This is a genomic window from Erwinia sp. HDF1-3R (assembly GCF_039621855.1).
Lineage (GTDB): Bacteria > Pseudomonadota > Gammaproteobacteria > Enterobacterales > Enterobacteriaceae > Erwinia.
Genome location: NZ_CP155071.1, coordinates 3,646,948 through 3,670,221, shown reverse-complemented (window position 1 = coordinate 3,670,221; position 23,274 = coordinate 3,646,948). Strand labels below are relative to the sequence as shown.

Annotated in this window: 25 protein-coding genes; 21 read left to right on the top strand and 4 right to left on the bottom strand. The window is 53.2% G+C overall.

Translation table 11 applies throughout. The annotated features are described in order from the left end of the window. Positions 1-168: 168 nt before the first annotated feature. The 17 genes from AAGR22_RS16595 (at position 169) to AAGR22_RS16515 (ending at position 11,688) form a co-directional block, all read left to right on the top strand. A complete protein-coding gene (locus AAGR22_RS16595; protein WP_067709664.1) occupies positions 169-399 on the top strand; it encodes a class II holin family protein in 231 nt (76 codons plus the stop codon). 4 nt (positions 400-403) lie between these two features. Beyond that, on the top strand, positions 404-916 hold the full coding sequence (locus tag AAGR22_RS16590) for a lysozyme (RefSeq protein WP_345828592.1): 513 nt from the start codon (positions 404-406) through the stop codon (positions 914-916). Positions 917-1,113: 197 nt separating this feature from the next. Next, a complete protein-coding gene (locus AAGR22_RS16585) occupies positions 1,114-1,293 on the top strand; it encodes a lysis system o-spanin lipoprotein Rz1 (protein ID WP_073981052.1) in 180 nt (59 codons plus the stop codon). Between the two features lie 187 nt (positions 1,294-1,480). Continuing rightward, a complete protein-coding gene (locus tag AAGR22_RS16580; protein WP_345828591.1) occupies positions 1,481-2,029 on the top strand; it encodes a hypothetical protein in 549 nt (182 codons plus the stop codon). A 3-nt stretch (positions 2,030-2,032) separates the two neighbouring features. Beyond that, entirely contained in the window at positions 2,033-3,184 is a 1,152-nt protein-coding gene (locus AAGR22_RS16575) for a DUF3383 family protein (RefSeq protein ID WP_345828590.1), read from the top strand. 12 nt (positions 3,185-3,196) lie between these two features. Then, positions 3,197-3,637, top strand: a complete 441-nt coding sequence (locus tag AAGR22_RS16570) for a phage protein (RefSeq protein ID WP_067709499.1) — start codon at positions 3,197-3,199, stop codon at positions 3,635-3,637. Positions 3,638-3,640: 3 nt separating this feature from the next. Beyond that, a complete protein-coding gene (locus AAGR22_RS16565) occupies positions 3,641-4,057 on the top strand; it encodes a phage tail assembly chaperone (protein WP_067709497.1) in 417 nt (138 codons plus the stop codon). Between the two features lie 44 nt (positions 4,058-4,101). Continuing rightward, positions 4,102-4,251, top strand: a complete 150-nt coding sequence (locus AAGR22_RS16560; RefSeq protein WP_067709495.1) for an NTP pyrophosphohydrolase — start codon at positions 4,102-4,104, stop codon at positions 4,249-4,251. Further along, positions 4,244-6,001, top strand: coding sequence for a hypothetical protein (locus tag AAGR22_RS16555; RefSeq protein WP_345828589.1), 1,758 nt, complete (start codon positions 4,244-4,246; stop codon positions 5,999-6,001). The genes AAGR22_RS16560 and AAGR22_RS16555 overlap by 8 nt, the downstream gene beginning before the upstream one ends. Then, positions 6,001-6,567 carry a phage baseplate protein gene (locus AAGR22_RS16550; RefSeq protein WP_067709490.1) on the top strand — a complete coding sequence of 189 codons (567 nt, stop codon included), beginning with the start codon at positions 6,001-6,003 and terminating at the stop codon, positions 6,565-6,567. Before AAGR22_RS16555 ends, AAGR22_RS16550 begins: the two co-directional genes overlap by 1 nt. Then, a complete protein-coding gene (locus AAGR22_RS16545) occupies positions 6,564-6,872 on the top strand; it encodes a hypothetical protein (protein WP_067709485.1) in 309 nt (102 codons plus the stop codon). The genes AAGR22_RS16550 and AAGR22_RS16545 overlap by 4 nt, the downstream gene beginning before the upstream one ends. Then, a complete protein-coding gene (locus AAGR22_RS16540) occupies positions 6,869-7,912 on the top strand; it encodes a hypothetical protein (protein ID WP_345828588.1) in 1,044 nt (347 codons plus the stop codon). Before AAGR22_RS16545 ends, AAGR22_RS16540 begins: the two co-directional genes overlap by 4 nt. Before the next feature lie 72 nt (positions 7,913-7,984). Continuing rightward, on the top strand, positions 7,985-8,677 hold the full coding sequence (locus tag AAGR22_RS16535; protein WP_067709481.1) for a Gp138 family membrane-puncturing spike protein: 693 nt from the start codon (positions 7,985-7,987) through the stop codon (positions 8,675-8,677). Then, positions 8,674-9,027, top strand: a complete 354-nt coding sequence (locus AAGR22_RS16530) for a hypothetical protein (protein WP_345828587.1) — start codon at positions 8,674-8,676, stop codon at positions 9,025-9,027. The genes AAGR22_RS16535 and AAGR22_RS16530 overlap by 4 nt, the downstream gene beginning before the upstream one ends. Then, positions 9,027-10,229 carry a baseplate J/gp47 family protein gene (locus tag AAGR22_RS16525; RefSeq protein ID WP_345828586.1) on the top strand — a complete coding sequence of 401 codons (1,203 nt, stop codon included), beginning with the start codon at positions 9,027-9,029 and terminating at the stop codon, positions 10,227-10,229. Before AAGR22_RS16530 ends, AAGR22_RS16525 begins: the two co-directional genes overlap by 1 nt. Beyond that, positions 10,226-10,798 carry a DUF2612 domain-containing protein gene (locus AAGR22_RS16520; RefSeq protein ID WP_345828585.1) on the top strand — a complete coding sequence of 191 codons (573 nt, stop codon included), beginning with the start codon at positions 10,226-10,228 and terminating at the stop codon, positions 10,796-10,798. Before AAGR22_RS16525 ends, AAGR22_RS16520 begins: the two co-directional genes overlap by 4 nt. A 2-nt stretch (positions 10,799-10,800) precedes the next feature. After that, positions 10,801-11,688 (top strand): hypothetical protein, encoded by an 888-nt coding sequence (locus AAGR22_RS16515; protein WP_345828584.1) that lies wholly within the window; start codon positions 10,801-10,803, stop codon positions 11,686-11,688. Positions 11,689-11,702: 14 nt separating this feature from the next. On the opposite strand, the gene AAGR22_RS16510 is transcribed toward AAGR22_RS16515, so the two are convergent. Together AAGR22_RS16510 and AAGR22_RS16505 are read right to left on the bottom strand one after the other, a co-directional pair. Next, positions 11,703-12,464 (bottom strand): glycosyltransferase family 25 protein, encoded by a 762-nt coding sequence (locus AAGR22_RS16510; RefSeq protein WP_345828583.1) that lies wholly within the window; start codon positions 12,462-12,464, stop codon positions 11,703-11,705. Between the two features lie 288 nt (positions 12,465-12,752). After that, positions 12,753-13,592, bottom strand: coding sequence for a MurR/RpiR family transcriptional regulator (locus AAGR22_RS16505; protein WP_345828582.1), 840 nt, complete (start codon positions 13,590-13,592; stop codon positions 12,753-12,755). A gap of 182 nt (positions 13,593-13,774) precedes the next feature. Here AAGR22_RS16505 and murQ point away from each other — a divergent pair, with 182 nt between their 5' ends. The 3 genes from murQ to tadA all read left to right on the top strand — a co-directional run bounded on the left by murQ (position 13,775) and on the right by tadA (position 16,149). Beyond that, positions 13,775-14,674: an N-acetylmuramic acid 6-phosphate etherase gene (gene murQ, locus AAGR22_RS16500; protein ID WP_345828581.1), complete on the top strand. Its 900-nt coding sequence runs from the start codon at positions 13,775-13,777 to the stop codon at positions 14,672-14,674. A 205-nt stretch (positions 14,675-14,879) separates the two neighbouring features. Next, complete coding sequence (yfhb, locus tag AAGR22_RS16495) at positions 14,880-15,518, top strand: phosphatidylglycerophosphatase C (protein ID WP_345828579.1); 639 nt, start codon at positions 14,880-14,882, stop codon at positions 15,516-15,518. 112 nt (positions 15,519-15,630) lie between these two features. Next, positions 15,631-16,149 (top strand): tRNA adenosine(34) deaminase TadA, encoded by a 519-nt coding sequence (gene tadA, locus AAGR22_RS16490; protein ID WP_345828577.1) that lies wholly within the window; start codon positions 15,631-15,633, stop codon positions 16,147-16,149. A gap of 53 nt (positions 16,150-16,202) precedes the next feature. Here tadA and mltF read toward each other — a convergent pair whose 3' ends face one another. Beyond that, on the bottom strand, positions 16,203-17,660 hold the full coding sequence (gene mltF, locus AAGR22_RS16485) for a membrane-bound lytic murein transglycosylase MltF (RefSeq protein ID WP_067707925.1): 1,458 nt from the start codon (positions 17,658-17,660) through the stop codon (positions 16,203-16,205). Positions 17,661-17,930: 270 nt separating this feature from the next. Between mltF and purL the strand changes: the two genes are divergently transcribed. Continuing rightward, positions 17,931-21,821, top strand: coding sequence for a phosphoribosylformylglycinamidine synthase (purL, locus tag AAGR22_RS16480; RefSeq protein WP_345828576.1), 3,891 nt, complete (start codon positions 17,931-17,933; stop codon positions 21,819-21,821). Between the two features lie 194 nt (positions 21,822-22,015). Here purL and AAGR22_RS16475 read toward each other — a convergent pair whose 3' ends face one another. Beyond that, positions 22,016-22,645: a hypothetical protein gene (locus AAGR22_RS16475; protein ID WP_345828575.1), complete on the bottom strand. Its 630-nt coding sequence runs from the start codon at positions 22,643-22,645 to the stop codon at positions 22,016-22,018. Positions 22,646-23,274 lie beyond the last annotated feature (629 nt).

Sequence of the window (23,274 nt, the reverse complement as noted above, 5' to 3'; positions counted from 1 at the left end):
ATATTTATTTAATAACAGGAGGGTAATTGCTTTGATAACACTACTCAGCAATCTGACTCGTTAAGTCAGGTGTCAATATCCCTCCAACGGAAAGGAATATACGGGTTAGATTGCCTCAATAATTCATCAAGGCGGATAATTCCGCCGATGAGGATGAGCGACAATACGATGAACAATTTAACGTCTGGCGCCGCCTATGGTGCAGCGATAGGGACAATGGCGAATGGATTCCTTAATTGCTTCAGCCCGGATGAATGGAGCGCAATCGGCGTGCTGGCAGGCATATTAGTTGCACTTTTTACCTTCGTTATTAACTGGTATTACCGGCGAAAAATGACGATAGCTCAAATAAAAGCGCTGCAAAGATGCACTCATGTCTTAACGGAGATCGACGAGTAAAGTTATGGCGTTATCACCTAAATTGAAAAAAAGGCTTATCGCCGCGGCTGGCAGCGGGGCCTTTATTATCGCCACGCATCTTTTGCAGGGTGAGGAGGGTCTTGAAGGGCGGGTATATCGCCCCTACCGCGATGTTGCCGGGATCTGGACGGTATGCGATGGTCACACCGGCAGTGGCATCGTTCCAGGTAAAATTTATACAGACCAGCAGTGCGATAGCCTGCTCAGGGACGATCTTAAGCCCGTTGAGCAGGCGGTGGACGGTCTGGTAAAGGTGCCGCTTAACGAATATCAGCGCGCAGCACTGTATAGTTTTACCTTCAATGTGGGTATTACGGCCTTCCGGCAATCGACTCTGCTCAGGGAACTGAATGCAGGTCACTATCAAAACGCCTGCGATCAAATGCGGCGCTGGGTTTATGCTGGCGGGAAAAAATGGCGAGGGCTGATCAATCGTCGTGAAACCGAGCGCTCTGTATGTTTACTGGAAGATGGAAATGAACTGGCTGAGCGTTAAGTTAGGAATAATGATGGCGGGTTTACTGGTTGTTTTTATTCTGGCAAAAACCGCAATATTTTATCGAAGCGAATATCATCATGCGCTTAAACGCGTGGATGAAAAACAAACGCTTATTAAGGATATGCAGCAGCGTGAAAAGAAAGTTAGTCAGATCGATAAGGAGTATTCTAACAAGCTGCAACAGGCTCTGGAAAATGTCAGTCAGCTTGAGCATTCTCTCTCTGCTGGCCGCAGGTTGCAGTTCGCCGCCACCTGCAATCGCAGTAATTCCACCCCCGGCGTGGATGATGCAACCCGCGCCAGACCTGATAACACCGCTGAACGGGATTATTTCACTCTCCGGCGAAGAATCGAAATCGCCAGAGCGCAAATAAGCGGGCTCCAGGCTTATATCCGTTCGCAGTGCCTGAATGAACATTAAATAGCTGCGCTTAATACCGCATGTAGCACCTTTAGGCAGATCGATTGCGTTAACTGATGCGTAAAAGCGACCATTTTTTAACTAAAATGGCGGCCCTTTCTGCGCAAAATTAAGAACTGATAAATCATGATGGAGGTGAATTGAGTAATAACTCAACGACTGAATCAGGGTGGCTGACGCCCCTGAATAGTGAGGCTGTTTACGATGATGCATTGGTTGAACAATTGCAGCAATGGGTAAGCGGTATTACCGGCTTGCCAGCGGCCAGCGTTATTGCTGCCGGGCCAGTAAAGACATCCTCTGCATTTACGGCTGAAGAAAATGGCTGCGCCATCGCGGTTAGTACTCTTTCTTCCACGGGTGCGCCGGTAATACAAAATCAACAGGAGGGGAATGCTGAATTATGGCGCTTTGAGCTTATTGAATGCGATATCACCTTTTATGGTCCTGAAGGGCAGCGTTATGCCACTCGATTACGGGATGGCTTAACAATATCGCAAAATATCGATGAGCTTAATCGCTTTGATATCAGTGCAGAGAAGTGTGGCGATATAACGTCGTCTTTTGAAACCACGGACAATATCTCGCGGCGGATTAATCAGCTACGGGTGCGTCTGAATCGTAAAACTGTCCGTTTATACGGCATTAAATCACTGGTGGAAACACCTTTTAATCTGATTGGAGAATAAAGTATGTCACAAGGATTACCTTTATCCAGCATTGTGAACGTTGACGTTATTATGTCGCCTGCCGCGGCAACGGGCCGCAACTTTGGCTCTATGCTGATTTTGGGCAGTTCAACGGTTATCCCCGTTTCCGAACGCCTGCGCCTGTATTCCTCTGCGGAAGATATCGGCACGGACTTTGGTATTGCTTCTGCTGAGTATCAGGCAGCCTCAGTCTATTTTGCTCAGTCGCCGAAACCTCAGCAGCTCTATATTGGCCGCTGGGCGAAAACGCTGGCGACCGGCGAAGCGGGCGAGGCTGAAACCCTCACTCAGGCGGTGAACGCACTGCTGCAGTATACCGAATGGTATGGTCTGGCGATTGCCGCCTCCGGCGATGATGCCGTAACCGATAGCGACCTGCTGGCCGTTGCCGCCGCCATTGAGTCATCCAGCCAGAGCCGGGTCTTTGCCGTCACCACTGATAATGCAGAAACGCTTGATGCGACCTCACAGAGCGATCTGGCGGCGAAGCTGAAAGTAGCGGGCTATGGCCGCACCTTCGTTCAGTACTCCACCAGCAGCCAGTATGCCGCTATCTCGGCGTTCGCCAGGGCGTTCACCGTCAACTTTAGCGGCAGCAACACTACGCTGACCCTTAAGTTCAAAACCGAGCCGGGCGCGGGCTACGAAAAACTGACCAGCAATCAGGCGGCGGCGCTGACGGCGAAACATGCCAACGTCTACGTTCTCTATGCCAATGATACCGCCATTTTGCAGCAGGGCGTCATGGCGAACGGCGACTTCTTTGATGAGCGCCACGGGCTGGACTGGTTGCAGAACTCGGTGCAAACCAACCTTTTCAACCTGCTTTACACCTCAACCAGCAAGATCCCACAGACCGAAGCGGGGATCACCCGACTGATGACTAACGTCGAAGCCTCCATGGCACAGGCGGCAACCAACGGTCTGGTCGCGCCGGGTGTCTGGAGCGGTGGCGACATCGGCCAGCTCAGCTCGGGCGATACGCTGACCAAAGGGTATTACGTTTATGCCCAGCCTCTGGCATCCCAGGCGCAGGCCGATCGGGAAGCCCGTAAAGCGCCGCTGATTCAGGTGGCATGCAAACTGGCGGGTGCTGTGCACTACGCCGACGTTCAAATTAATGTAGTTCGCTAAGGAGATATCACAGTGGCAGCATATTCTTTTATGGATGTAACGGCGTCTTTTGTCGGTCCAGGCGTCGTCTTCGACGTGGGCAGCGGTTCTGCTCACTCAGACGAGGGTATTACCGTCGCCATGGCGGGTAATAAAAACACCATGACCCTGGGTATTGATGGCGAAGGGATGAACTCCCTGCTGCCCGGTAAAAGCGGCACCATCACCATCAACCTGCTCCAGACGTCACCGGTCAATAAAAAACTGTCTCTTGCCTACAATGCGCAGAGTGAGTCCTCGGCCACCTGGGGGAATAACGTTATTGTCATTCGCAATAACGCCTCAGGCGACGTGATTACCGCGCGCGGCGTGGCGTTCAACAAACTTCCCGATATGAAATTCACCAAAGAGGGCGGCACGCTGAGTTGGGTATTTGACTGCATCAAGATTGATCAGGTGATGGGAGTGTATTGATTTATGGAATTCGATATTAAAGATATTCCGTACCGTACAGCCCGGCTGGGCGTATTTGAACAGCTGAAAGTCTCCCGTAAATTACTCCCGGTTCTGGCCGGGATAGCCTCGGACATTGACGGCATCAAAAGCGTTGCGGCCAGGGGTAATCTTAGCCAGGCGCTGGAAACGGCGCTGCCTAAGATCGCTAATGCGCTCTCTGATATGAGCGACGACGACGTTAACGCCATTCTGCATCCCTGCCTGGCGGTCGTTTCCCGCCAGCAGGGTAAGGGATGGGTGCCGGTGTTTACCCAGGGCACGCTGATGTTCGACGACCTGGATCTTATGACGATGCTGAAGCTGGTTGCGCGCGTGGTGGAGGAGTCGCTGGGAAATTTTTTGCCAGAACGCCCCGCCAGCGAGACTGCGCCGTCGTAAGTGGCTTAACGCTGGAAACCCTTCCAGACGATGAAGATTTTCTGATGCGCCCGGTGGAAGCCGGGTATATCAGCTACGCCGCCCTCAAGGATGGCACGGTCGACCTGGCGGACATTGCCCGCATGAACGACTGGCTGGATCTGAAGGCGGATAACGAAAACCGCATTATTCGATGGAAACAGGCTAATGAGTGATGAAGGCGTAGCGGGCTTACCGGCTGTGCTGGAAGAATATCAGCGGAAAGAAAGCAGCGGGGCGGGGGCCTTCGCGACGAAGGCACTTGATCAACTACTGGCCGGGCTTAACAAGCTTGAGGAGAACAAGGCGTTAAATCAGGTCGTGTCCTTTATGGACCATGCGACAGCGATATTACCGCAGTTCGGCGCGGCATTGGGGACGATTAGCGACGTGGTGGCCAGCACCACCGGACATATCGCCACGGCCGTAAACTATGTCATTCAGGTTTCCGGGCGTTTTGAGCAACTGGGCTGGCGTGCGCAACAGGCCGGTATGAGCGCCGCCGATACCCAGGGGCTTGACTACGCCGGTGCGCAAACCGGCGTGGGGGGCGATGCCCTGCTTAAGGCCGTTACGGCGCTTGCCGATCGGGTGAAAAGTTCGCCCGAGTCGGAGGCGCTGCTTAACCGGCTCGGCGTTACCACGCGGGATGATAAGGGCCAGCTCAGTTCGGCAGGCCAGATTTTTAACGGCGCCAGCAGTAAGCTGGCGGCCCTTCCACAGGCGCAGGCGGCGGACTTTGCCAGCAGGCTGAATATCAATCCGCAGATCGCTACGGCCATGCGCCAGGGGCTGGGGGAGTTTAGCGCGGAATATGCCCGCATCGTGGACACTCTCGGCGTCAATATGAGCCAGGTGACCGCCAGTGGTCATCATATGATGACGGCCCAGCGGCGCATCAGTCAGGTCGGCGATCTGGTTCAGGCTAAAAGCGGCAGTCGGCTGATGGACGGCCTGGCAGACTCCTTTGACCGCTTAAGCGGCAGGCTGCTGGAGAATGCGCCTGATATTGAGCGCACGCTGGGTAAGGTGGTGGATATCCTGCTCAGCGTGGCGGAAGTGGGGGAGCGCGTTGTCGTGCGGCTGGTTCAGGGCGCAAACGATCTGACGGGCTGGTGGGACGGACTGGATAACGGCACAAAGCAGCTGATAACCATTTTGGGTGAAGTGACGGTTGCCTGGATGCTGTTAAACAGCGCATTTCTGCTCTCACCGATCGGCATCATCGCCGGGCTGGGCGTGGCGATCCTCGCGTTATACGATGACTACAAAACCTGGCAGGAGGGGGGCAAGTCCCTCATTGACTGGGATACGTGGGCGCCTGGTATTGCCGCCGCGAAAACGGCGATTGGCTGGCTGGTAGATAAGTTCAATAAGCTGAATCAGGGCACACTTGACTGGAAAGAGGGGCTGCAAACCCTGTCGGACTTCCTGACGGGTAACTGGTCGCCCGATATGATCGCGGCCGTGGAAAAGGTAAAGGCCTTTCTTAACCGCTTCTTTACGGAGATGGGCAAAGAGCTGGCCGAAGGGCCATTTGTATCTTTTCTGCATAAGGTGCATTTTTTCTCTGATAAGGACATTGAGGATATGAAGCATTCCTTTACCGGGCTCTTTTCACCAGATGGAACTGACGAAAAGAGCCCAAAGAGCGGAGTGCAAAGTGCCTTATCCGGGCCGGCGAAGGCCCTGAATGCTCAGTTACTGACGCTGCATGCGGCCAGTATTCAGGCCACGGACGGACGACAGGCCTCAGTCAGTGAGGTGAACAGCGTTAGCCAGGATAAGGTGGTGAATCTCCAGCAGGAGACGCATATCAACGTCAGCGGTTCGGCCGATCCCGTTGCCACCGCCTGGCAGGTTAAGCAGCATCAGCACGATGTTAACGCTTATTTCGTTGAGCAAGCTTCTGCGAGGCCAACATAATGGATCTTTTCTCAACACTTTTTACCCTACAGCGTCGGCAGATTGGCGTGCTGATCCCGGATGTGGTCACCGCTGAAACCCATACCGATACGTTAACGACCGCCAGCCACCCGGTTGAGCGGGGAGCAAAAATCTACGACCATGCCTGGCAAAATCCCGCCCAGCTGGATATGACGATTGGGTGCGCGGGCGGCGGCTCGCTGCTGGACTTATGGGATACCCGTTCGCTCGCGTCCGGCCTGAGTCTGGGGCAGAGCCCGAAAGAGGTGTATCAAAAATTACGCGATGCGCAGCAAAATCGGGAGCTGCTGGACGTGGTGACCGGCAAGCGCTTATATCGCAATATGCTGATCACCTCGATAACCGTGTCGGGCAGCAGGGACAATGAAAATGCATTGATTGCCACTTTAAAGCTGACTGAAGTGCTGGTCAGCGAAACGCAGCTGAGCTACAGCGCCGGGAAAGACAATATGCAGCAGGGCGTGGCCACCGCCGAGGTGCATAACAGCGGTAAGAAAGTCACCCGGCCATGGAGCGGCACGTCGGCTATAAGGGGGGCAGCGTGAATATCAATGAAATTCCGTTATCTGCGGATAATCAGCGATTCGATATCTCCATCAACAATATCAGTTATCGCATCGGCCTGCTGTGGCGCGATCCCTGCTGGATTCTGGATCTTCAGGATATTAACGGCAGCGATATTATCACCGGTCTGCCGCTGGTGGCTGATGTTAACCTGCTGGAGCAGCACGGCTATCTCAACCTGGATTTCGGGCTGGCGGTTTTCTGTGACGATCCCACGGCGGGATCGCCCGGGCAGTTTGATCTCGGTACTAAGAGTCATCTTTGCGTCCTGACGGAGTCACTATGAGCGTCAACTGGAACCGCTATCTTGAGCTGGTCCTGACGGATAAGGACCAGCAAAATTACGTCTTAGGCGATTTGAAAATCACCTTTACCATCACCACCGACGTCAGTAAACCCGGTAGTGAGGCGACCATCGCCCTTTACAATCTGGCGGAGGGGACCCGCAATAAAATTCTGAAAGGAGAGTTTACCCGAATTAAAGTGGTGGCGGGTTATCAGGGGATCGCGCCGGCGGTTCAAAGCAGCGAGGTAGGCGTTGCTGTGCCAGTTTCGCAGGAAGAGACGGGCCAGAGTCGGGGACTGAACTATGGTGAGATCTTTAGCGGCGAGATCCGCTATGCCACCACTCAGCAGGAATCGACACCCGATTACGCGATGATCGTGCATGCCGTCGACGGACACCGGGCGGCCTTAACCACCACCCTGAAAAGTACGCTGGCGGCAGGTTATCGGCCTGGGGATGTTTATTCGCTTACCCTGCGCAACTTCGACCCGGCAGGCGTAACGTCAGGCGCAACCGGCACCCTGCCTGACACGCGCTTCCCGCGCGGACGGGTGTTTTATCAGACGGCCGCGCAGACGATGGATAACGTGGCTGCGCAGTGCCGCTCAAGCTGGCAGTTTGTTGATGGAAAGCTGCAAATGGTACCGGAGGAGAGCTACCTTTCGTCCTCGGTGGTACTTAACTATCAGTCCGGCCTGATTGGCGTGCCTTCGGTAAACATTGATAACGGGATAACGGTGAAATGTCTGATCAACCCCAATATCCGTCTTCACGGCACCGTTGAGATTAAGCGAAGCATGTTAACTCAGGATGATGCCGCATCTTCGTCACAGGGCACGGCGGCAGCCGGAGCAAATGACACCCGGAAGGGGGCGGACAGTAAAAGCCATGCGGGCGATCTCTCATCAGAAGGGGTTTATATCGTCAAATCCATTACTTACGACGGCGACACCCGCGGTACCAACTGGTATATGACCCTGCTGTGTATTGCCCGGGAAAACCAGACGCTGATTAACCTCACCCCGCAAAAAGCAACCTAACACTCGCGCCAGCCTCTGCGGCGCCCGTTTTTATATCAGCCCGCCGCGTGCGGGTTTTTTAATGGAGTTTTTATGCCAGTTCCAATTCAGTCAGTGATTGGCGGGGAATATCAGGCGTATAAAGCCTTATCCAACTCGGTATCCTCCGCACTGCGCGTCTCTCTGCCCGGCATCATTCACTCATTCGACCCTGTTGCGGTGACCTGCGAGGTGCAGCCCGCGATTAAAGGGACGGTGCGCGACGGCAAAGGCGGCAGCAAATCGGTAGAGCTGCCCATGCTGGTGGATGTACCGGTCATTTTTCCACGCGGCGGCGGCTGTACCATTACCTTTCCGGTCAAGGCGGGCGATGAGTGCCTGCTTCTCTTCAGCGACCGCTGCATTGACTTCTGGTGGCAAAGCGGCGGCGTTCAGGAGCCGGTCGACCCGCGCCAGCACGATCTTTCCGACGCGTTCGCGCTGGTCGGCCCGCAGTCGCAGGCGCAAAAAATCGCTGATATCAGTACCGATTCCCTGCAAATTCGCACCGACGAAGGCAGCGCCTTTATCGCCCTGGCGCAGAGCGGGGCGGTGACCATTAACACGTCGCTGTTAACGATTAACGGCAACGTCAGCGTTAATGGTGAGGTCACCACCAAAGGCAACGTCAGCGTCGACGGCGGGATCACCTCCACCGGAGATCAGATTGCGCAGGGCATTAGCCAGGCGACACACGTTCACGGCGGTATTCAGGGTGGCAACAGCGTCACTAAGGTGCCGCAATGAAATATCGGCGTGAAGACAAGGACGGTGACTACACCTTCGGCAAAGGGGACAACACTTTTCTGACGGACAGCCCGGAGGCCGTCGCCCAGGCGATCAAAACCCGGCTGATGCTGTGGTACGGGCAGTGGTTCCTTGATACCACCGAGGGAACGCCGTGGATGAATCTGCTCTCCAACAGGCCAAACGACGTTGCGGTCGAGCTGGCGCTGCGCCAGCGCATCCTGGAAACCGAGGGGGTGCTGGAAATCCTCTCATTTGAAATGAGCTTTACCGCCACAACGCGGCGGGCGGTCGTTACGGCGACGGTCAGCACCCGGTACGGCACCACGACAGTCACAAGCGAGGAATAATGGCACTTAATCTTTCAACGCTGGGGTTATCGGCAACGATAACGGCCCAGGGGATCGCTGCGCCCGGCTATCAGGCGATCCTCAGCACCCTGACCGGTTATTTTCAGCAGATTTACGGCAGCGATGCGTACCTTGAGCCGGACAGCAAGGATGGGCAGATGCTGGCAATAGTCGCGCTGGCTATTCATGATACCAATAATGCGGCTGTATCATGTTACAACTCATTTTCGCCCACTACAGCTCAGGGGGATGCTCTTACACGTAATGTAAAAATCAACGGTATCTCTCGTAAAGGTGCCATTAATTCAACGGTGGACCTAACTCTAGTAGGGTCGGCTGGCACACTTATTAACAATGGCTCTGTAAAAGACAGTAATAATATTGTATGGAACCTTCCTGCCAGCGTCACTATTGATATAAATGGTTCCGTAACGGTAACAGCGACCTGCACTAGTACTGGCCCTGTTATGGCAGCAATTGGATCAGTCACGGAGATTAACACGCCAACTCGTGGCTGGAAATCTGTCATTAACCTCACAGCCGCCGCGATGGGTACCGCAGCCGAAACAGATGCCGAACTACGTCAGCGGCAGGCTCAGAGCGTAGCATTAACCTCTTTATCGACGTTTGATGCGCTTGACGGGGCTATTTCAAATATTGATGGGGTCACCGCCCATAAAATATACCAGAATGATACAAATGATGTAGATGCTAACGGATTACCTGCCCATTCGATCTCAGCAATAGTCGTTGGTGGCAGCGCCCCGATAATAGCTGAAGTTATTCGTGGTAAAAAGTCTCTGGGAGTTGCCACATATGGTAATACCAGTCTAATAGTGAAGGATAGTTATGGTACTCCGCAAAACATACGTTTCTCACGACCAGTATCGGTACCGATACATATTGAGATAGAATTTAAAGCACTTGCAGGTTATACCAATTCGGTCGCAGTAGATGTCAAAAGTGCTGTTTCAAATTATATCAATAATCTTGGCATTGGGGGGGATATTCTCCTGAGTAGATTATACTCCCCAGCTAATTTGACCAGTGGAGAAGATAATTCAAATAGTCAATTTTATGATGTCGTCAGTTTAAAATTAGGGAAGAGTGAAAGTAGTCTTGCAACCAATAACATTGTAATAGCTTATGATGAATTTGCCTCATGCATCATTGATGATATTAAAATTAAGGTTGTACCATGAGTGTCTATACCGACCTGATAACCAACTATCACCGCGCTAAACCTCTTTTTGTCGAACACATAGATCTTTCAACTCGACCTTTTGAAGAACTCTCTCTTTCACTAGAAAGGCTAGTCGCTGCATTTGATATTGACGTTGCAACGGGTAAGCAGCTGGATGTGTTGGGAGAGTGGATTGGCCGAACACGCAAGATTAATGCACCAATTGAAGACTATTTTTTTACTCTGGATAGTGAAAGTTTAGGATTAGATTTAGGCACATGGAAAGACCGCTATGAACCTGTATCAGGTCTAATAAGCGTAGATGATGATGATTTTCGAACTATGCTGCGAGCAAAAATAGGTGCAAATAACTGGGATGGCACGGCCGAAAGTCTACCATCCATTCTTAAGGGTATTTATACCCGGGGGAATGTCAAGCTTTCATTTACTGACAATCAGGATATGACTATAACCGTTAATGTTATGGCTGATAATATGCCGAGCATAACGAAGGAAATTATTAATCAAGGGTACCTGGCAATTAAACCTGCTGGAATAGCTGTGATCTATAAGATTAATGGAGAGTAATAATGGCTATAAACGATTTTAAATCTTTTTCAACTGGTGAAAATGCGAATGTTTTGTCACAATCGGATTATGAATCACTTGATGCGCTGAGTAATGGATTTCAGACTGGAATTGCTCGAAGTGAACAGCTCAATAAGGTCTGGCGACAATCATCAGTGATCGCTTCGGTATTAGCGCAATTTATTGCTGACAAAAGCGGGGAGGACGTGCTGGACAATGGTGATGAAAAAATGCTACAGCTTAGGCTGGAATCTGCATTTATGACACAAAGCATAAACGGTATATATCCTGTTGGAATTGTTGTATGGTTTGCTCAGAATAAAAATCCAAATAAATTATTCCCGGGTACTTCATGGAAGTATCTTGGTGAGAACCGCACTGTTCGCTTAGGGAGTGCGACAGGTAACGATATCATGACAATCGGGGGGGCTGATTCCACAATACTAAATATAGATAATCTCCCAGCCCACAATCATACCTTTTCTGCTAATACGAGCACTTTTGACTATGGTACCAGAGGGACATCGGGTGTAGGGGATCATGGTCATACTGCATGGACAGATGCGCAAGGGGAGCATCAACATGGTGCAGGGATGAGACTACCGAGTAATCAGGATGGACTTGCAATAAATGGTACATGGGATGCAGCCGGTGGGACTGCTGCTGTTTCGCGTGGAGGCAGTGGAGCAGCAGCACAGGCAGTAACCACCGTAAATGGTCAACACGCACATAATGTCGGAATTGCTGGTTCTGGAGCACATAGCCACACGGTTGGGATTGGTGCCCACTCACACTCACTGTCAGGTTCTACAGCGAATACCGGTGCAGCATCAGCACTAAATTTAACAAACTCATATATTAAACTAATGGGTTGGTATCGAAGTGAATAAAATGTTGTTGCCCACTAGCGTGGGCCCTTTTTCTGATCAATTATCTTATTGAAAATTGGCGTAATAGCGCGACGAAGACGATGTTTAACTCTTACCCTAACAGGCCTTTTTTTCATTAGCTTTTCCCAGGTTTCTTTTTTTACCTTTAAAATATCATCATCGCATTTGCTATGGTTTATTGTTGAGGTTTTTGCATTTTCACCCAGGGTAACGGGTTCTGGAATAATAGCCTCAATATTAACAAGGGAGTAATCTTCGAATAAACTCCATTTGTCAGAAGTCATCCATATAGGATACAAACTCCTAAGGAGGTTTTTGGCACCACTTAAGTTTATAATGTAACTATGTGCAGTGGTTGCATTATGAACTGAATGGACTGAAAAAATTCCGTTCAGTGAGCGTGTCGGTTTTTTTATATATTTGTTAACCCTGCTAAGTAGTAATATCCCCGGTTTAGAGGAGGTTAGCATCTCATTGCTTAATAGTGATGGAAGGCAGTCGGGAAGAAGTGCATCATCTTCCAGAATTAACGCCTCAGAGATATTATTATCAATCATCCTTTTGTATGCTTTTTGATGGCTTAATGCGCAACCAATTTCTCCTGGCAAAAAAGCATAATTTAATTCTTTCGTATGGACTCTTCTTTCTTCCTCTGACATGTCACGGCCATCGACTGCATCTAGAAGTTCGAATTCTAATCCCAGTTCGTCAAGACGGCTGGTGATAGCTTCTCTACGGAAAACTGACTTTTTTAAATTGATAACAAAAATTTTCATACGGCCTCTCGAATTGTACATTTTAGTAAGATTGTCCGTTATTATGATATCCACTGCAACACCTCTTCTTCATTGACATTTCTTTAGTTACCCCTAAATAAAAAACCGGACTTCTTCTACACAGCTTCACTATGAACTGCATGGCGGCAGATGCCTAAGTACGTCTTATTGAAGATTGTGATAAGCAGGTTGTTGAAAGAAGGAAAGCGGCAAAGCATACTTTTTAAATATGCAGCGTTAAGTTTGCCTTGCCGTGCCTTACAATGACTTGTCCTGACAGGACTGGCGTTAAACCAGCTTTTTCACCAGCGCCTCGCTATGCCGGATATGATCCCCGGCCCGCTCGGGATCGCGCTGTACCAGCGCCATAAACAGCAGGTCGGTCAGCGTTAGCTGGGCGGTGGTGGAAGAGATAGCCGCGCTGCGTGTGGTCTGCTCCTCGGCTACCGTATAAAGACAGTGGTTAGCGCGCTGCTGTAGCGTGTTGGGAGTAAAGCCGGTAAAGGCGAGCACGTTCGCCCCGGCGCGTTGGGCTTCCTGGGCCGCAAGGTTGATCTCGCGTCGCTCGCCGGTGTAGGAGATGGCTAACAGCAGATCGCCCGGGCCCAGCGCCTGTACGCTGGCCAGCAGGGCATGCATATCCTGTTCGGCGACCGCGCTCATGCCGATTTTCATCAGCTTCCAGGAGAAATCCTTTGCCACCAGACCCGATGCGCCAATCCCCACCAGCACAATGCGATTGGCTTCCTGCAGCAGCCTCAGCGTCTCAAGCAGCATGGCCTCGCTGTTAATATCCAGCGTTGCGCGAATCGCTGACTGCTTCTCCATCAGCAGCTTTTCTCCCACCGCCTTCAGCGGATCGTCACTCAGGATCAGGTTGTGGACGGTGAGGGCATCTTTACCGGCCAGCGATTCACTCAGCGCCAGCTTGAGGGCAGGAAAGCCTTTATAGCCCAGCTTTTGCGCGAATTTCACCACGCTTGACTGGCTGACGCCGGTCTCCTCCGCCAGCTTCTGTGAGCTGAGATGTCGTGCACGATCCGGCTGGGACAATACAAAATCAGCCACCCGACGCTCATTGAGCGCCAGACTGGGATAGAGCTGACGAATGCGCAGTAGTGAACTCATTGATTTATCTCTCCTGAGAGTAACAATTTCCTGAACGAAAGAGACTGATAATAGCCTGCCGGTAGCGCTGCGGCACGGTTATCGCATAACATCATTAAAAGTGAGCCCCGATGCCCGACTGCGAATATAATATTCCTTACCAGGTTATATTACTGAATTAAAAATTCACACATGAGCCCGTTATGAATCTTGGTACCCTGATTTCGGAAACACGTAATAGTGAAACAATGGATCTCGACAGCCTCTCAACGCTTGAGATGGTAACGGCATTCAATCAGCAGGATGCAAAGGTGGCGGAAGCCGTCCGTCTGACGCTGCCCCAGGTTGCGCAGGCCGTTGAGGCTGCTGCTGCCGCGTTTAGGGCAGGCGGAAGGCTGATTTATATGGGCGCAGGTACCAGCGGGCGTCTGGGCGTGCTCGATGCCTCTGAGTGCCCGCCAACCTTTGGCGTCCCTCACGGCCAGGTTATTGGGTTGATTGCAGGCGGCCCCGGTGCGCTGCTTAAGGCGGTGGAAGGCGCTGAAGACAGCGAGCAGCTGGGAATTGATGATTTGCAGGCGCTAAACCTGACCTCAGCCGACATGGTTGTTGGGCTGGCCGCCTCTGGCAGAACGCCGTATGTGATAGGGGGATTACGTTTTGCCCGCCAGCTGGGCTGCCATACGGCGGCGGTTTCCTGTAACCCGGATTCGCCCATTGCCCGAGAGGCTGAAATTGTTATTTCTCCGGTGGTGGGGCCGGAGGCGCTGACCGGCTCAACCCGGCTGAAATCGGGTACGGCGCAGAAGCTGGTGCTGAATATGATCTCTACCGGCGCGATGGTTAAAGTCGGCAAGGTCTATCAGAATTTGATGGTGGATATGCAGGCAACCAACGTTAAGCTGGTCGATCGGGCCTGCCGGATGGTGTGTCAGGCCACCGGCTGTACTGCACAGGAAGCGGAGCATGCGCTAAAGCAGACCCACTATGAGGTTAAACCCGCCGTGCTGATGGTGCTTACCGGCCTTTCAGCCGCGCAGGCAAGTGCAGGGCTGGCAAAGCATAATGGATTTCTCCGTGCCGCCCTCGGAGATAAAGCGTAAGCGAACGCGCTGCTAACTCAATTGCGGCACAAATAGCGCAACCGTGGTACCTGTTACGCCCGGCTATTTAGCATTAGCGTTCACAATGCAGAGTGACAGCAGCTACGGCAGGGCATCGCGTTGGCGTTCATCATTATCGCTGCTAAGGTATGAGTATCGTGCACGGCACAAAGTACAGAATTTAATGATATCCAGGGAGTAATGTTTGATAACCGGTCAGCAACGACGCGTAGTTTTTTTCGATCTTGATGGCACGCTGCATCAGCAGGATATGTTTGGCACCTTTATGCGCTACCTGCTGTGGCGGCAACCGCTCAACCTGCTACTGGTAGTGCCGCTGCTGCCGGTCATCGGTGCTGGCCTGCTGATCAGCGGGCGCGCGGCGCGCTGGCCTATGAGCCTGCTGCTATGGTCGATCACCTTTGGCCACAGTGAAGCCCGGCTCTGTGCCCGGGAAAAAACCTTTGCCACCTGGTTTCGCCAGCGCGTCACGGCTTTTCCCGTCGTGCAGCAGCGCCTGACCGACTATCTCAACAGTTCCGACGCCGACGTCTGGCTGATCACCGGTTCCCCACAGCCGCTGGTAGAGCAGGTCTATTTCGACTCGGCCTTTCTGCCGAAAGTGAAGCTGATTGCCAGCCAGATGCGTCGCGGTTACGGTGGGCGCCTGCTGGCAATGCGCTGTCTGGGTCATGAAAAAGTCGCGCAGCTTGAGGAGCAGATCGGTACGCCTCTGCAACTTTATAGCGGCTACAGCGACAGCAAGCAGGATAACCCGCTGCTGTTTTTCTGCCAGCACCGCTGGCGGGTGACGCCGCGGGGACAGCTCCAACAGCTGGAATAGTCTTCTCTTCCCGCCCGCCCGACCGCCTCTTCTCACGACGCCTGATGCCTGCACATATGTTATTTCAGGGGCAGGCGTATATAATGCCCGGCGTTTTAAGCTGGAGACTCAGGTGAATACGACCACAGACGACGAATTCTGGATGGACCATGCGTTAATGCTGGCGCGTCGGGCATGGGAAGAGGGCGAGGTGCCCGTCGGGGCCGTTCTGGTGCAGAATGGTCAGATTATTGGTGAGGGCTGGAATCGGCCCATTGGTCATCACGATCCTACCGCGCATGCGGAAATTATGGCCATCAGGCAGGGCGGTATTGCGCTGAAAAACTATCGGCTCTGTGATACGACCCTTTACGTCACGCTTGAACCCTGCGTGATGTGCGCGGGCGCGATGGTCCATGGCCGTATCGACCGACTGGTATTTGGGGCCAAAGATCAGAAAACCGGCGCGGCCGGTTCGCTGATGGATGTACTGGGCCATCCCGGCATGAATCATCAGCTGAAAGTTGAGCAGGGGATCCGGGCGGAAGCCTGTGCTTCCATGCTTAGCGACTTCTTCCGCCAGCGGCGTGCCGAGAAGAAAGCGCAGCGCGAGTTAGCGCGACATCCGGCATCCGGCGATAAAACGGGCTAAACCACGGCGCGTCATACCGCTCCACCACCGCACAATATCAGCCCATCAGCCCATCAGTTCAGCGCGATCTGCGGTTCCACCGCCGGATAGGCGTGGCCCAGCTGGGCCTCAAGTGCGGCCTGCTGGGCCAGCCTGCGCTCCTGCTCTTGTAAATATCCCGCCAGGCTGAGCTGGTAAATACGGATATTCTCCACGTAGTTATAGGCCTCCTGCCCGCGCGCATAGCCATAGCTGGTCTGGCTGTAATAGCGTTTCTGGCTGAGCATCGGCAGGCGCAGCTTCACGTCGGCCCAGCTATCCGGGTTGCCATTCTGCTTCTGCGTCAGCGTTCGCGCGTCCAGCATATGGGCATAGCCCATATTATAGGCCGCCAGCGCAAACCAGATCCGCTCATCTTCCGGGATCGTCTGCGGGATCTTTTCCATCATTCTTGTCAGGTATTCACTGCCGCCGCGAATACTTTGCTCCGGGTCGGTACGATCGCTGACCGACAGGCTCTCTGCCGTATTGCGCGTCAGCATCATCATGCCGCGTACGCCGGTAGGGGAGGTCGCCTGCGGGTTCCAGTGTGACTCCTGCCAGGAGATCGCGGCGAGCAGGCGCCAGTCGATGGCGCTGGCGTACTTTTCAAACAGCGGACGAATGGCGGGCAGCGTGCCATCAATGGCGCGCAGGAAGGTGCGCGTATCAACATAGTCGAAGGTGCCGACATGTCCGAGATACTTCTCCTCCAGCCGTGCCATCGCCCCCTCTTCAGCCATCGCATTGAAGTAGTCAAGCATCGCCGCATCCAGACTGTCATCGCGGTCACGCTGAATATACCAGGTGACCGGCTCCTCTTCCGTGATATCAAACGCCACCGCCAGCTGCGGGTGGATCCGCTGGAGCAGGGCAATGGAGACGGAATCGCCCACGGTATAATCAAGTTTGCCGTCAGCGACCGCTTCCAGCAGCGTGCTGGGACTCTGATCGGTGGAGATGGCCCAGTCGAGATGCGGATACTGCGCCTGCTTCATGTTTCGTAGCGTAGAGAGATAAGCAGAATCGGAGGCCACCGTCAGGCGCCCCTTCAGGTCTGCCAGACTTTTAGGGCGCGGTTGACCCATACGGTAAACCAGCTGCTGTGAAACGGAGTAATAGGCGGGGCCGGTACGAAAGTGTTTCAACCGGTCGCTGCTATAAATCAGTCCCGCCGCCAGCACGTCAGCCCGATCGTCGTCCAGGTCGTCAAACAGCTCACTCAAATTCTGACGAACGGTTACCTGTAGCTTAACGCCCAGATAGCGGGCAAAACGTTTCGCCAGCTCGTAATCCATACCGGCCGGTGCTTTATTGATGGTGTAGTAAGTCAGCGGGGAATTTAGCGTGCTGACACGCAGAACGCCCCGCGATTTTATCTGCTCAATACGGTCCTGCGATCCCCCATGCCAGGGGATCGCAGGCCACAGTGCCAGCGCGAGCAGCACGGTGATCAGCCCGATGAAAAGATAATTAAATTTTAGGTGTTTCAAATAGTTATCTCTCTAATTCGCTCAGGTTTCTGCCTTTAGCGGCAGTATATGTTGTTTGTATTGGCTCCCGAGCGTGGGGCATTTTGCGCAACTCATGTCCCTTGCGCAACAGAATTAATATGGAATTGGGTGATTTTCAGCCAATTCCGCAGGCCGATATATTCTGCGCAAACGGTTTCGTAAAGGGCGGGGATTCTCTATAATGGCCCCCGTTTTCCCTGTTGCGCCCAAAGAAGCGTCGCCCGGCGCTTCGAAGACGAGAGATCTTTGATGATGGAAATTCTGCGTGGTTCGCCCGCTCTGTCGGCATTTCGTATTAACAAACTGCTGGCCCGCTTTCAGGACGCTCACCTGCCGGTGAGTGATATATACGCTGAGTACGTCCATTTCGCCGATGTCAGCGCGCCCCTAAATGCAGAAGACAAGGTTCGCCTGCAGCGCCTGCTGAAATATGGCCCCTCTCTCGCCGAACACACCCCCGAAGGGCGCCTGCTGCTGGTAACGCCTCGTCCCGGCACGCTCTCACCCTGGTCGTCAAAAGCGACCGATATCGCCCATAACTGCAGTTTGCCGCAGGTCAGGCGTCTTGAGCGGGGGCTGGCTTTTTACATTAAAGGTCCAACATTGACGTCCGCACACTGGTCGCAGTTGAGTATGATGCTGCACGACCGGATGGTGGAAGTGGTGCTGACTGAGCTGAGCCAGGCCGAACAACTTTTTGTTCAGCACGAACCTGCGCCACTCCAGAGCGTCGATGCGCTGGGCGAAGGGCGTAGCGCCCTGGAGCAGGCCAACCGCAGGCTGGGCCTGGCGCTGGCAGAGGATGAAATCGATTACCTGCTTAGCGCATTTCAGACCCTCGGGCGCAATCCAAACGACATTGAACTCTATATGTTTGCTCAGGCAAACTCCGAGCACTGCCGCCATAAAATCTTCAACGCCGACTGGATCATTGACGGTGAGCAGCAGCCAAAATCGCTGTTCAAAATGATCAAGAATACCTTCGAGAAAACGCCTGACTACGTGCTGTCTGCCTATAAAGATAACGCGGCGGTAATGGAAGGCTCGACGGTAGGTCGCTTCTACGCCGACGCCGAGCGGCATCAGTACGACTTTCATCAGGAACAGACCGACATCTTGATGAAGGTGGAGACGCACAACCACCCTACGGCAATCTCCCCCTGGCCGGGCGCCGCGACCGGTTCCGGCGGTGAAATTCGCGATGAGGGTGCGACAGGCCGCGGTGCTAAACCGAAGGCGGGGCTGGTGGGCTTCTCCGTCTCCAACCTGCGCATTCCAGGCTTTGAACAGCCGTGGGAAGAAGATTTCGGCAAGCCGGAACGCATCGTCACGGCGCTGGATATCATGACGGATGGCCCGCTGGGCGGCGCGGCATTCAATAATGAATTTGGACGTCCGGCGCTGAATGGCTACTTCCGCACCTATGAAGAAGAGGTAAACAGCCACAACGGCATTGAGCTGCGTGGCTACCACAAGCCGATTATGCTGGCGGGTGGCATGGGGAATATCCGCGCCGACCACGTACAGAAGGGTGAAATTACCGTGGGCGCGAAGCTGATCGTTCTCGGTGGCCCGGCGATGAATATCGGCCTGGGCGGCGGCGCAGCCTCCTCTATGGCGTCAGGGCAGTCTGATGCCGATCTGGACTTCGCCTCGGTGCAGCGTGACAACCCGGAAATGGAGCGTCGCTGTCAGGAAGTGATCGATCGCTGCTGGCAGCTGGGCGAGGACAACCCGATTCAGTTTATCCACGATGTGGGCGCGGGCGGCCTGTCAAACGCCATGCCGGAACTGGTTAGCGACGGCGGTCGTGGCGGTCGCTTCAACCTCCGCGACATCCTCAGCGATGAGCCGGGAATGAGCCCGCTGGAGGTATGGTGTAACGAATCGCAGGAGCGCTACGTGCTCTCCGTTTCGCCGGATAAGCTGGCGCAGTTTGATGCCCTGTGTAAGCGTGAACGCGCACCGTACGCGGTAATTGGTGAAGCGACCGAAGAACGGCATCTGGCACTTTCCGACAGTCACTTCAACACGCAGCCTATTGATATGCCGCTGGACGTGCTGCTGGGCAAAACGCCAAAAATGACCCGCGACGTCAGTACGCTGAAAGCGGTGGGTGAGCCGCTGGATCGCCACGATATTACCCTGGCCGAGGCGGTCAGGCGGGTGCTTCATCTGCCGTCCGTGGCGGAAAAAACCTTTTTGATAACTATTGGTGACCGCTCGGTGACCGGCATGGTGGCTCGCGACCAGATGGTTGGTCCCTGGCAGATCCCGGTGGCTAACTGCGCCGTGACCACCGCCAGCCTCGACAGCTACTACGGTGAGGCGATGGCGCTGGGTGAGCGTGCGCCGGTTGCCCTGCTGGATTTTGCTGCTTCCGGTCGCCTCGCGGTGGGGGAAGCCCTGACCAACATTGCCGCCACGCAGATCGGTTCGCTGAAGCGTATCAAACTTTCCGCCAACTGGATGGCGGCGGCGGGTCACCCGGGTGAAGATGCCGGTCTGTACGAAGCGGTTAAGGCGGTAGGCGAGGAGCTTTGTCCGGCGCTGGGCATTACTATCCCGGTCGGCAAAGACTCCATGTCGATGAAAACCCGCTGGAAGCAGGGCAACGAACAGCGCGAAATGACCTCGCCTCTGTCGCTGGTGATCACCGCCTTCGCCCGCGTCGAGGATGTCCGCCGTACCGTGACGCCGCAGCTGCAACCCGGGCAGGATAATGCGCTGCTGCTTATCGATTTGGGTAAAGGGAATAACGCGCTGGGGGCGACCGCGCTGACGCAGGTTTATCGCCAGCTGGGCGACAAACCCGCGGATGTGCGCGATGCCAAACAGCTGGCGGGCTTCTTTAACGCCATCCAGACGCTGGTGGCCGCGGGCAAACTGCTGGCCTACCACGACCGTTCAGACGGTGGCCTGCTGGTCACGCTGGCAGAGATGGCGTTTACCGGCCACTGTGGACTCCAGGTCGATATTGCCACGCTGGGCGATGACGCGCTGGCGGCGCTGTTCAACGAAGAGCTGGGCGCGGTTATTCAGATTGCCGCCGCCGATCGCGCTCAGGTTGAGCAGGCCTTTGCGGATAACGGCCTGGCCGACTGCGTTCACGTCCTTGGCAGGGCACAGGAAGGGGATCGTTTTGTCATCACCTCGGGCGAATCTGCGGTTTACAGCGAGAGCCGCACCCAGCTGCGCACCTGGTGGGCAGAAACCACCTGGCAGATGCAGCGACTGCGTGATAACCCGGACTGTGCCGATCAGGAGCATGAAGCGAAGAAAAACAGTCGCGATCCGGGTCTCAACGTCGCGCTGACGTTCAGGCCGGAAGAGGACGTTGCCGCGCCGTTTATCGCCACGGGCGCGCGGCCAAAAGTGGCCGTTCTGCGCGAGCAGGGCGTTAACTCTCACGTTGAAATGGCGGCAGCCTTCCATCGGGCAGGCTTCGATGCCGTTGACGTACATATGAGTGACCTGCTGGCAGGGCGCACCGATCTGCAACGTTTCCAGACGCTGGTCGCCTGCGGCGGTTTCTCCTATGGCGACGTGCTGGGCGCGGGTGAAGGATGGGCGAAATCCATCCTGTTCAATACTCGCGTGCGTGACGCATTCGAAGAGTTCTTCCACCGCCCGCAAACGCTGGCGCTGGGAGTGTGTAACGGCTGTCAGATGATGTCCAATCTGCATGAGCTGATCCCGGGTAGCGACGCCTGGCCACGCTTCGTGCGTAATCAGTCTGAACGGTTTGAAGCGCGCTTCAGCCTGGTAGAAGTGGCTGCCAGCCCGTCGCTACTGCTGGACGGTATGGTGGGGTCGCGTATGCCAATTGCCGTCTCTCACGGTGAAGGTTTCGTGGAGGTGCGGGATGCGGCCCATCTGGCGAAGATTGAGCATCAGGGGCTGGTGGCGCTGCGCTTTGTCGATAACGCGGGCAACGTCACTCAGCAGTATCCGGCGAACCCAAATGGATCGCCCAACGGCATTACCGCGCTGACCAACGAAAGTGGGCGGGTGACGATAATGATGCCGCACCCTGAGCGCGTATTCCGTACGGTGAGTAACTCGTGGCATCCGGCGGAGTGGGGCGAAGACAGCCCGTGGATGCGTATTTTCCGCAATGCGCGCAGGCAGCTGGGTTAATCGCTGTAGCCGGAAGCCTGCACGTGCTGCGTGCTGCTTTCGGCCTCTTACCGGCCCTTATCACGCCTTTACGGCATTTCATATACACGTTATTCCAGAGTGAGATCGCAACCGTTAACAGCGTCAGTTCGCTGGCGCGATAGCTCTGATGTTCTGACTTTAGGGTCTTTCAAAAAAAAGACGAAAGTTGATTTTCAGTATTTATGAGCTAATTTTACCAAAAACGCCATTTCTTCCGCTATTTTTTGTCTTAACAGATTTAAATCAATACCCCCAAACTTCCTCATGAAAACCTGATCGGTTAGTCTTGAATTTACGATATTTTTCAATTTATTTTTTTCATCCAGAGATTGCGAGAAAGCAGATAATCTCTCAATTCGTTCTGATAAAGACTTATTGTTATACAGTATCTGAGAGATGCTACTTTGCGAACATTTCGGATCTAATTTCACCGCACCAAGACTCGATGATATTTTACGGAAAATATCATCTCTCTGTCTGTTGTTTATAATGTTACCCTGTTGTTTACATGCTGCATCGATAGTTTTATTAACCTCGGAGGATAAAATGCTTATCGTTTCCTCCTTAAACCATTCTGTTTTTCTACTACCTTTAAGTGCTTTATCTATTGCTGAGTATATTTCTTTACTTTCAAATCTTTCCTTTCTTCCATTAAAAGTGAAAGTAATAACTTCATTTTTTATCTTTAAAAGATTCCCGATAAATCCGTATTTTTTCTCAGAGCGAACCTCCAGGTTGCTGATTTTTCTGCTGCATATGTTTTTTACTAAAAAAGATGACGCTCTCGAAATATTAGAAATCATATATACACCTTAAAATTTCAAATAAGAATTAGAGCATAAATTAAAAATTTTTTTATGAAAAAAAACGCTCTTACTCGGGGGCTGAAACCCAATCGAACAAAAACGGGCACTGTCGCAAAGATCCCTGCGTCGTAACAGCAAAGCGGCATATCGGTTTCTGGGACAGATGACGAAGGCAGGTATGCCAGGAAACGAGAGTATTGACTGAAAACCCGACAAGCCACAGGGACTCTTGCCCCGAGTCTGATTTATTCAACAAAGCTATCTGAATGGCCAGGGTCCAATCTAAACGAACAATAATTTTCGATATCCAAACGAACCCCTCTGAGCCTCAGCGCGTTGGGGTTGCTTTCCTGTCAGGAGCGCATATGCGTTAAGATGCATGGCGTAAGTGTTGCAGATATACGACAGGACTCTAAATAACTGTCTCCATATGGAGACATTTAACTGCATGTTTTATAGGTAATACGGTAATAAGCGTTAAAACTGTTGCCCAATAGCGACACTTAATTCTCAAAGGTGACATTTTTGTTGCCTGGAAAACAAATAATGCTATTCAGATTGCTGAAAAATATAGATATTATACAAAGCATGGATATATGGCACGATAATTGCTATTACACTGCCAG

What these genes read in the sequence shown, in the direction of transcription:
- AAGR22_RS16535 (WP_067709481.1), top strand. Translation starts at nt 7,985, where the DNA reads ATGCCAGTTCCAATTCAGTCAGTGATTGGCGGGGAATATCAGGCGTAT.
- AAGR22_RS16590 (WP_345828592.1), top strand. Translation starts at nt 404, where the DNA reads ATGGCGTTATCACCTAAATTGAAAAAAAGGCTTATCGCCGCGGCTGGC.
- AAGR22_RS16585 (WP_073981052.1), top strand. Translation starts at nt 1,114, where the DNA reads ATGTCAGTCAGCTTGAGCATTCTCTCTCTGCTGGCCGCAGGTTGCAGT.
- AAGR22_RS16560 (WP_067709495.1), top strand. Translation starts at nt 4,102, where the DNA reads ATGCGCCCGGTGGAAGCCGGGTATATCAGCTACGCCGCCCTCAAGGAT.
- AAGR22_RS16515 (WP_345828584.1), top strand. Translation starts at nt 10,801, where the DNA reads ATGGCTATAAACGATTTTAAATCTTTTTCAACTGGTGAAAATGCGAAT.
- AAGR22_RS16520 (WP_345828585.1), top strand. Translation starts at nt 10,226, where the DNA reads ATGAGTGTCTATACCGACCTGATAACCAACTATCACCGCGCTAAACCT.
- murQ (WP_345828581.1), top strand. Translation starts at nt 13,775, where the DNA reads ATGAATCTTGGTACCCTGATTTCGGAAACACGTAATAGTGAAACAATG.
- AAGR22_RS16530 (WP_345828587.1), top strand. Translation starts at nt 8,674, where the DNA reads ATGAAATATCGGCGTGAAGACAAGGACGGTGACTACACCTTCGGCAAA.
- purL (WP_345828576.1), top strand. Translation starts at nt 17,931, where the DNA reads ATGATGGAAATTCTGCGTGGTTCGCCCGCTCTGTCGGCATTTCGTATT.
- AAGR22_RS16550 (WP_067709490.1), top strand. Translation starts at nt 6,001, where the DNA reads ATGGATCTTTTCTCAACACTTTTTACCCTACAGCGTCGGCAGATTGGC.
- AAGR22_RS16565 (WP_067709497.1), top strand. Translation starts at nt 3,641, where the DNA reads ATGGAATTCGATATTAAAGATATTCCGTACCGTACAGCCCGGCTGGGC.
- AAGR22_RS16475 (WP_345828575.1), bottom strand. Translation starts at nt 22,645, where the DNA reads ATGATTTCTAATATTTCGAGAGCGTCATCTTTTTTAGTAAAAAACATA.
- AAGR22_RS16595 (WP_067709664.1), top strand. Translation starts at nt 169, where the DNA reads ATGAACAATTTAACGTCTGGCGCCGCCTATGGTGCAGCGATAGGGACA.
- AAGR22_RS16505 (WP_345828582.1), bottom strand. Translation starts at nt 13,592, where the DNA reads ATGAGTTCACTACTGCGCATTCGTCAGCTCTATCCCAGTCTGGCGCTC.
- AAGR22_RS16525 (WP_345828586.1), top strand. Translation starts at nt 9,027, where the DNA reads ATGGCACTTAATCTTTCAACGCTGGGGTTATCGGCAACGATAACGGCC.
- AAGR22_RS16575 (WP_345828590.1), top strand. Translation starts at nt 2,033, where the DNA reads ATGTCACAAGGATTACCTTTATCCAGCATTGTGAACGTTGACGTTATT.
- AAGR22_RS16540 (WP_345828588.1), top strand. Translation starts at nt 6,869, where the DNA reads ATGAGCGTCAACTGGAACCGCTATCTTGAGCTGGTCCTGACGGATAAG.
- AAGR22_RS16510 (WP_345828583.1), bottom strand. Translation starts at nt 12,464, where the DNA reads ATGAAAATTTTTGTTATCAATTTAAAAAAGTCAGTTTTCCGTAGAGAA.
- AAGR22_RS16555 (WP_345828589.1), top strand. Translation starts at nt 4,244, where the DNA reads ATGAGTGATGAAGGCGTAGCGGGCTTACCGGCTGTGCTGGAAGAATAT.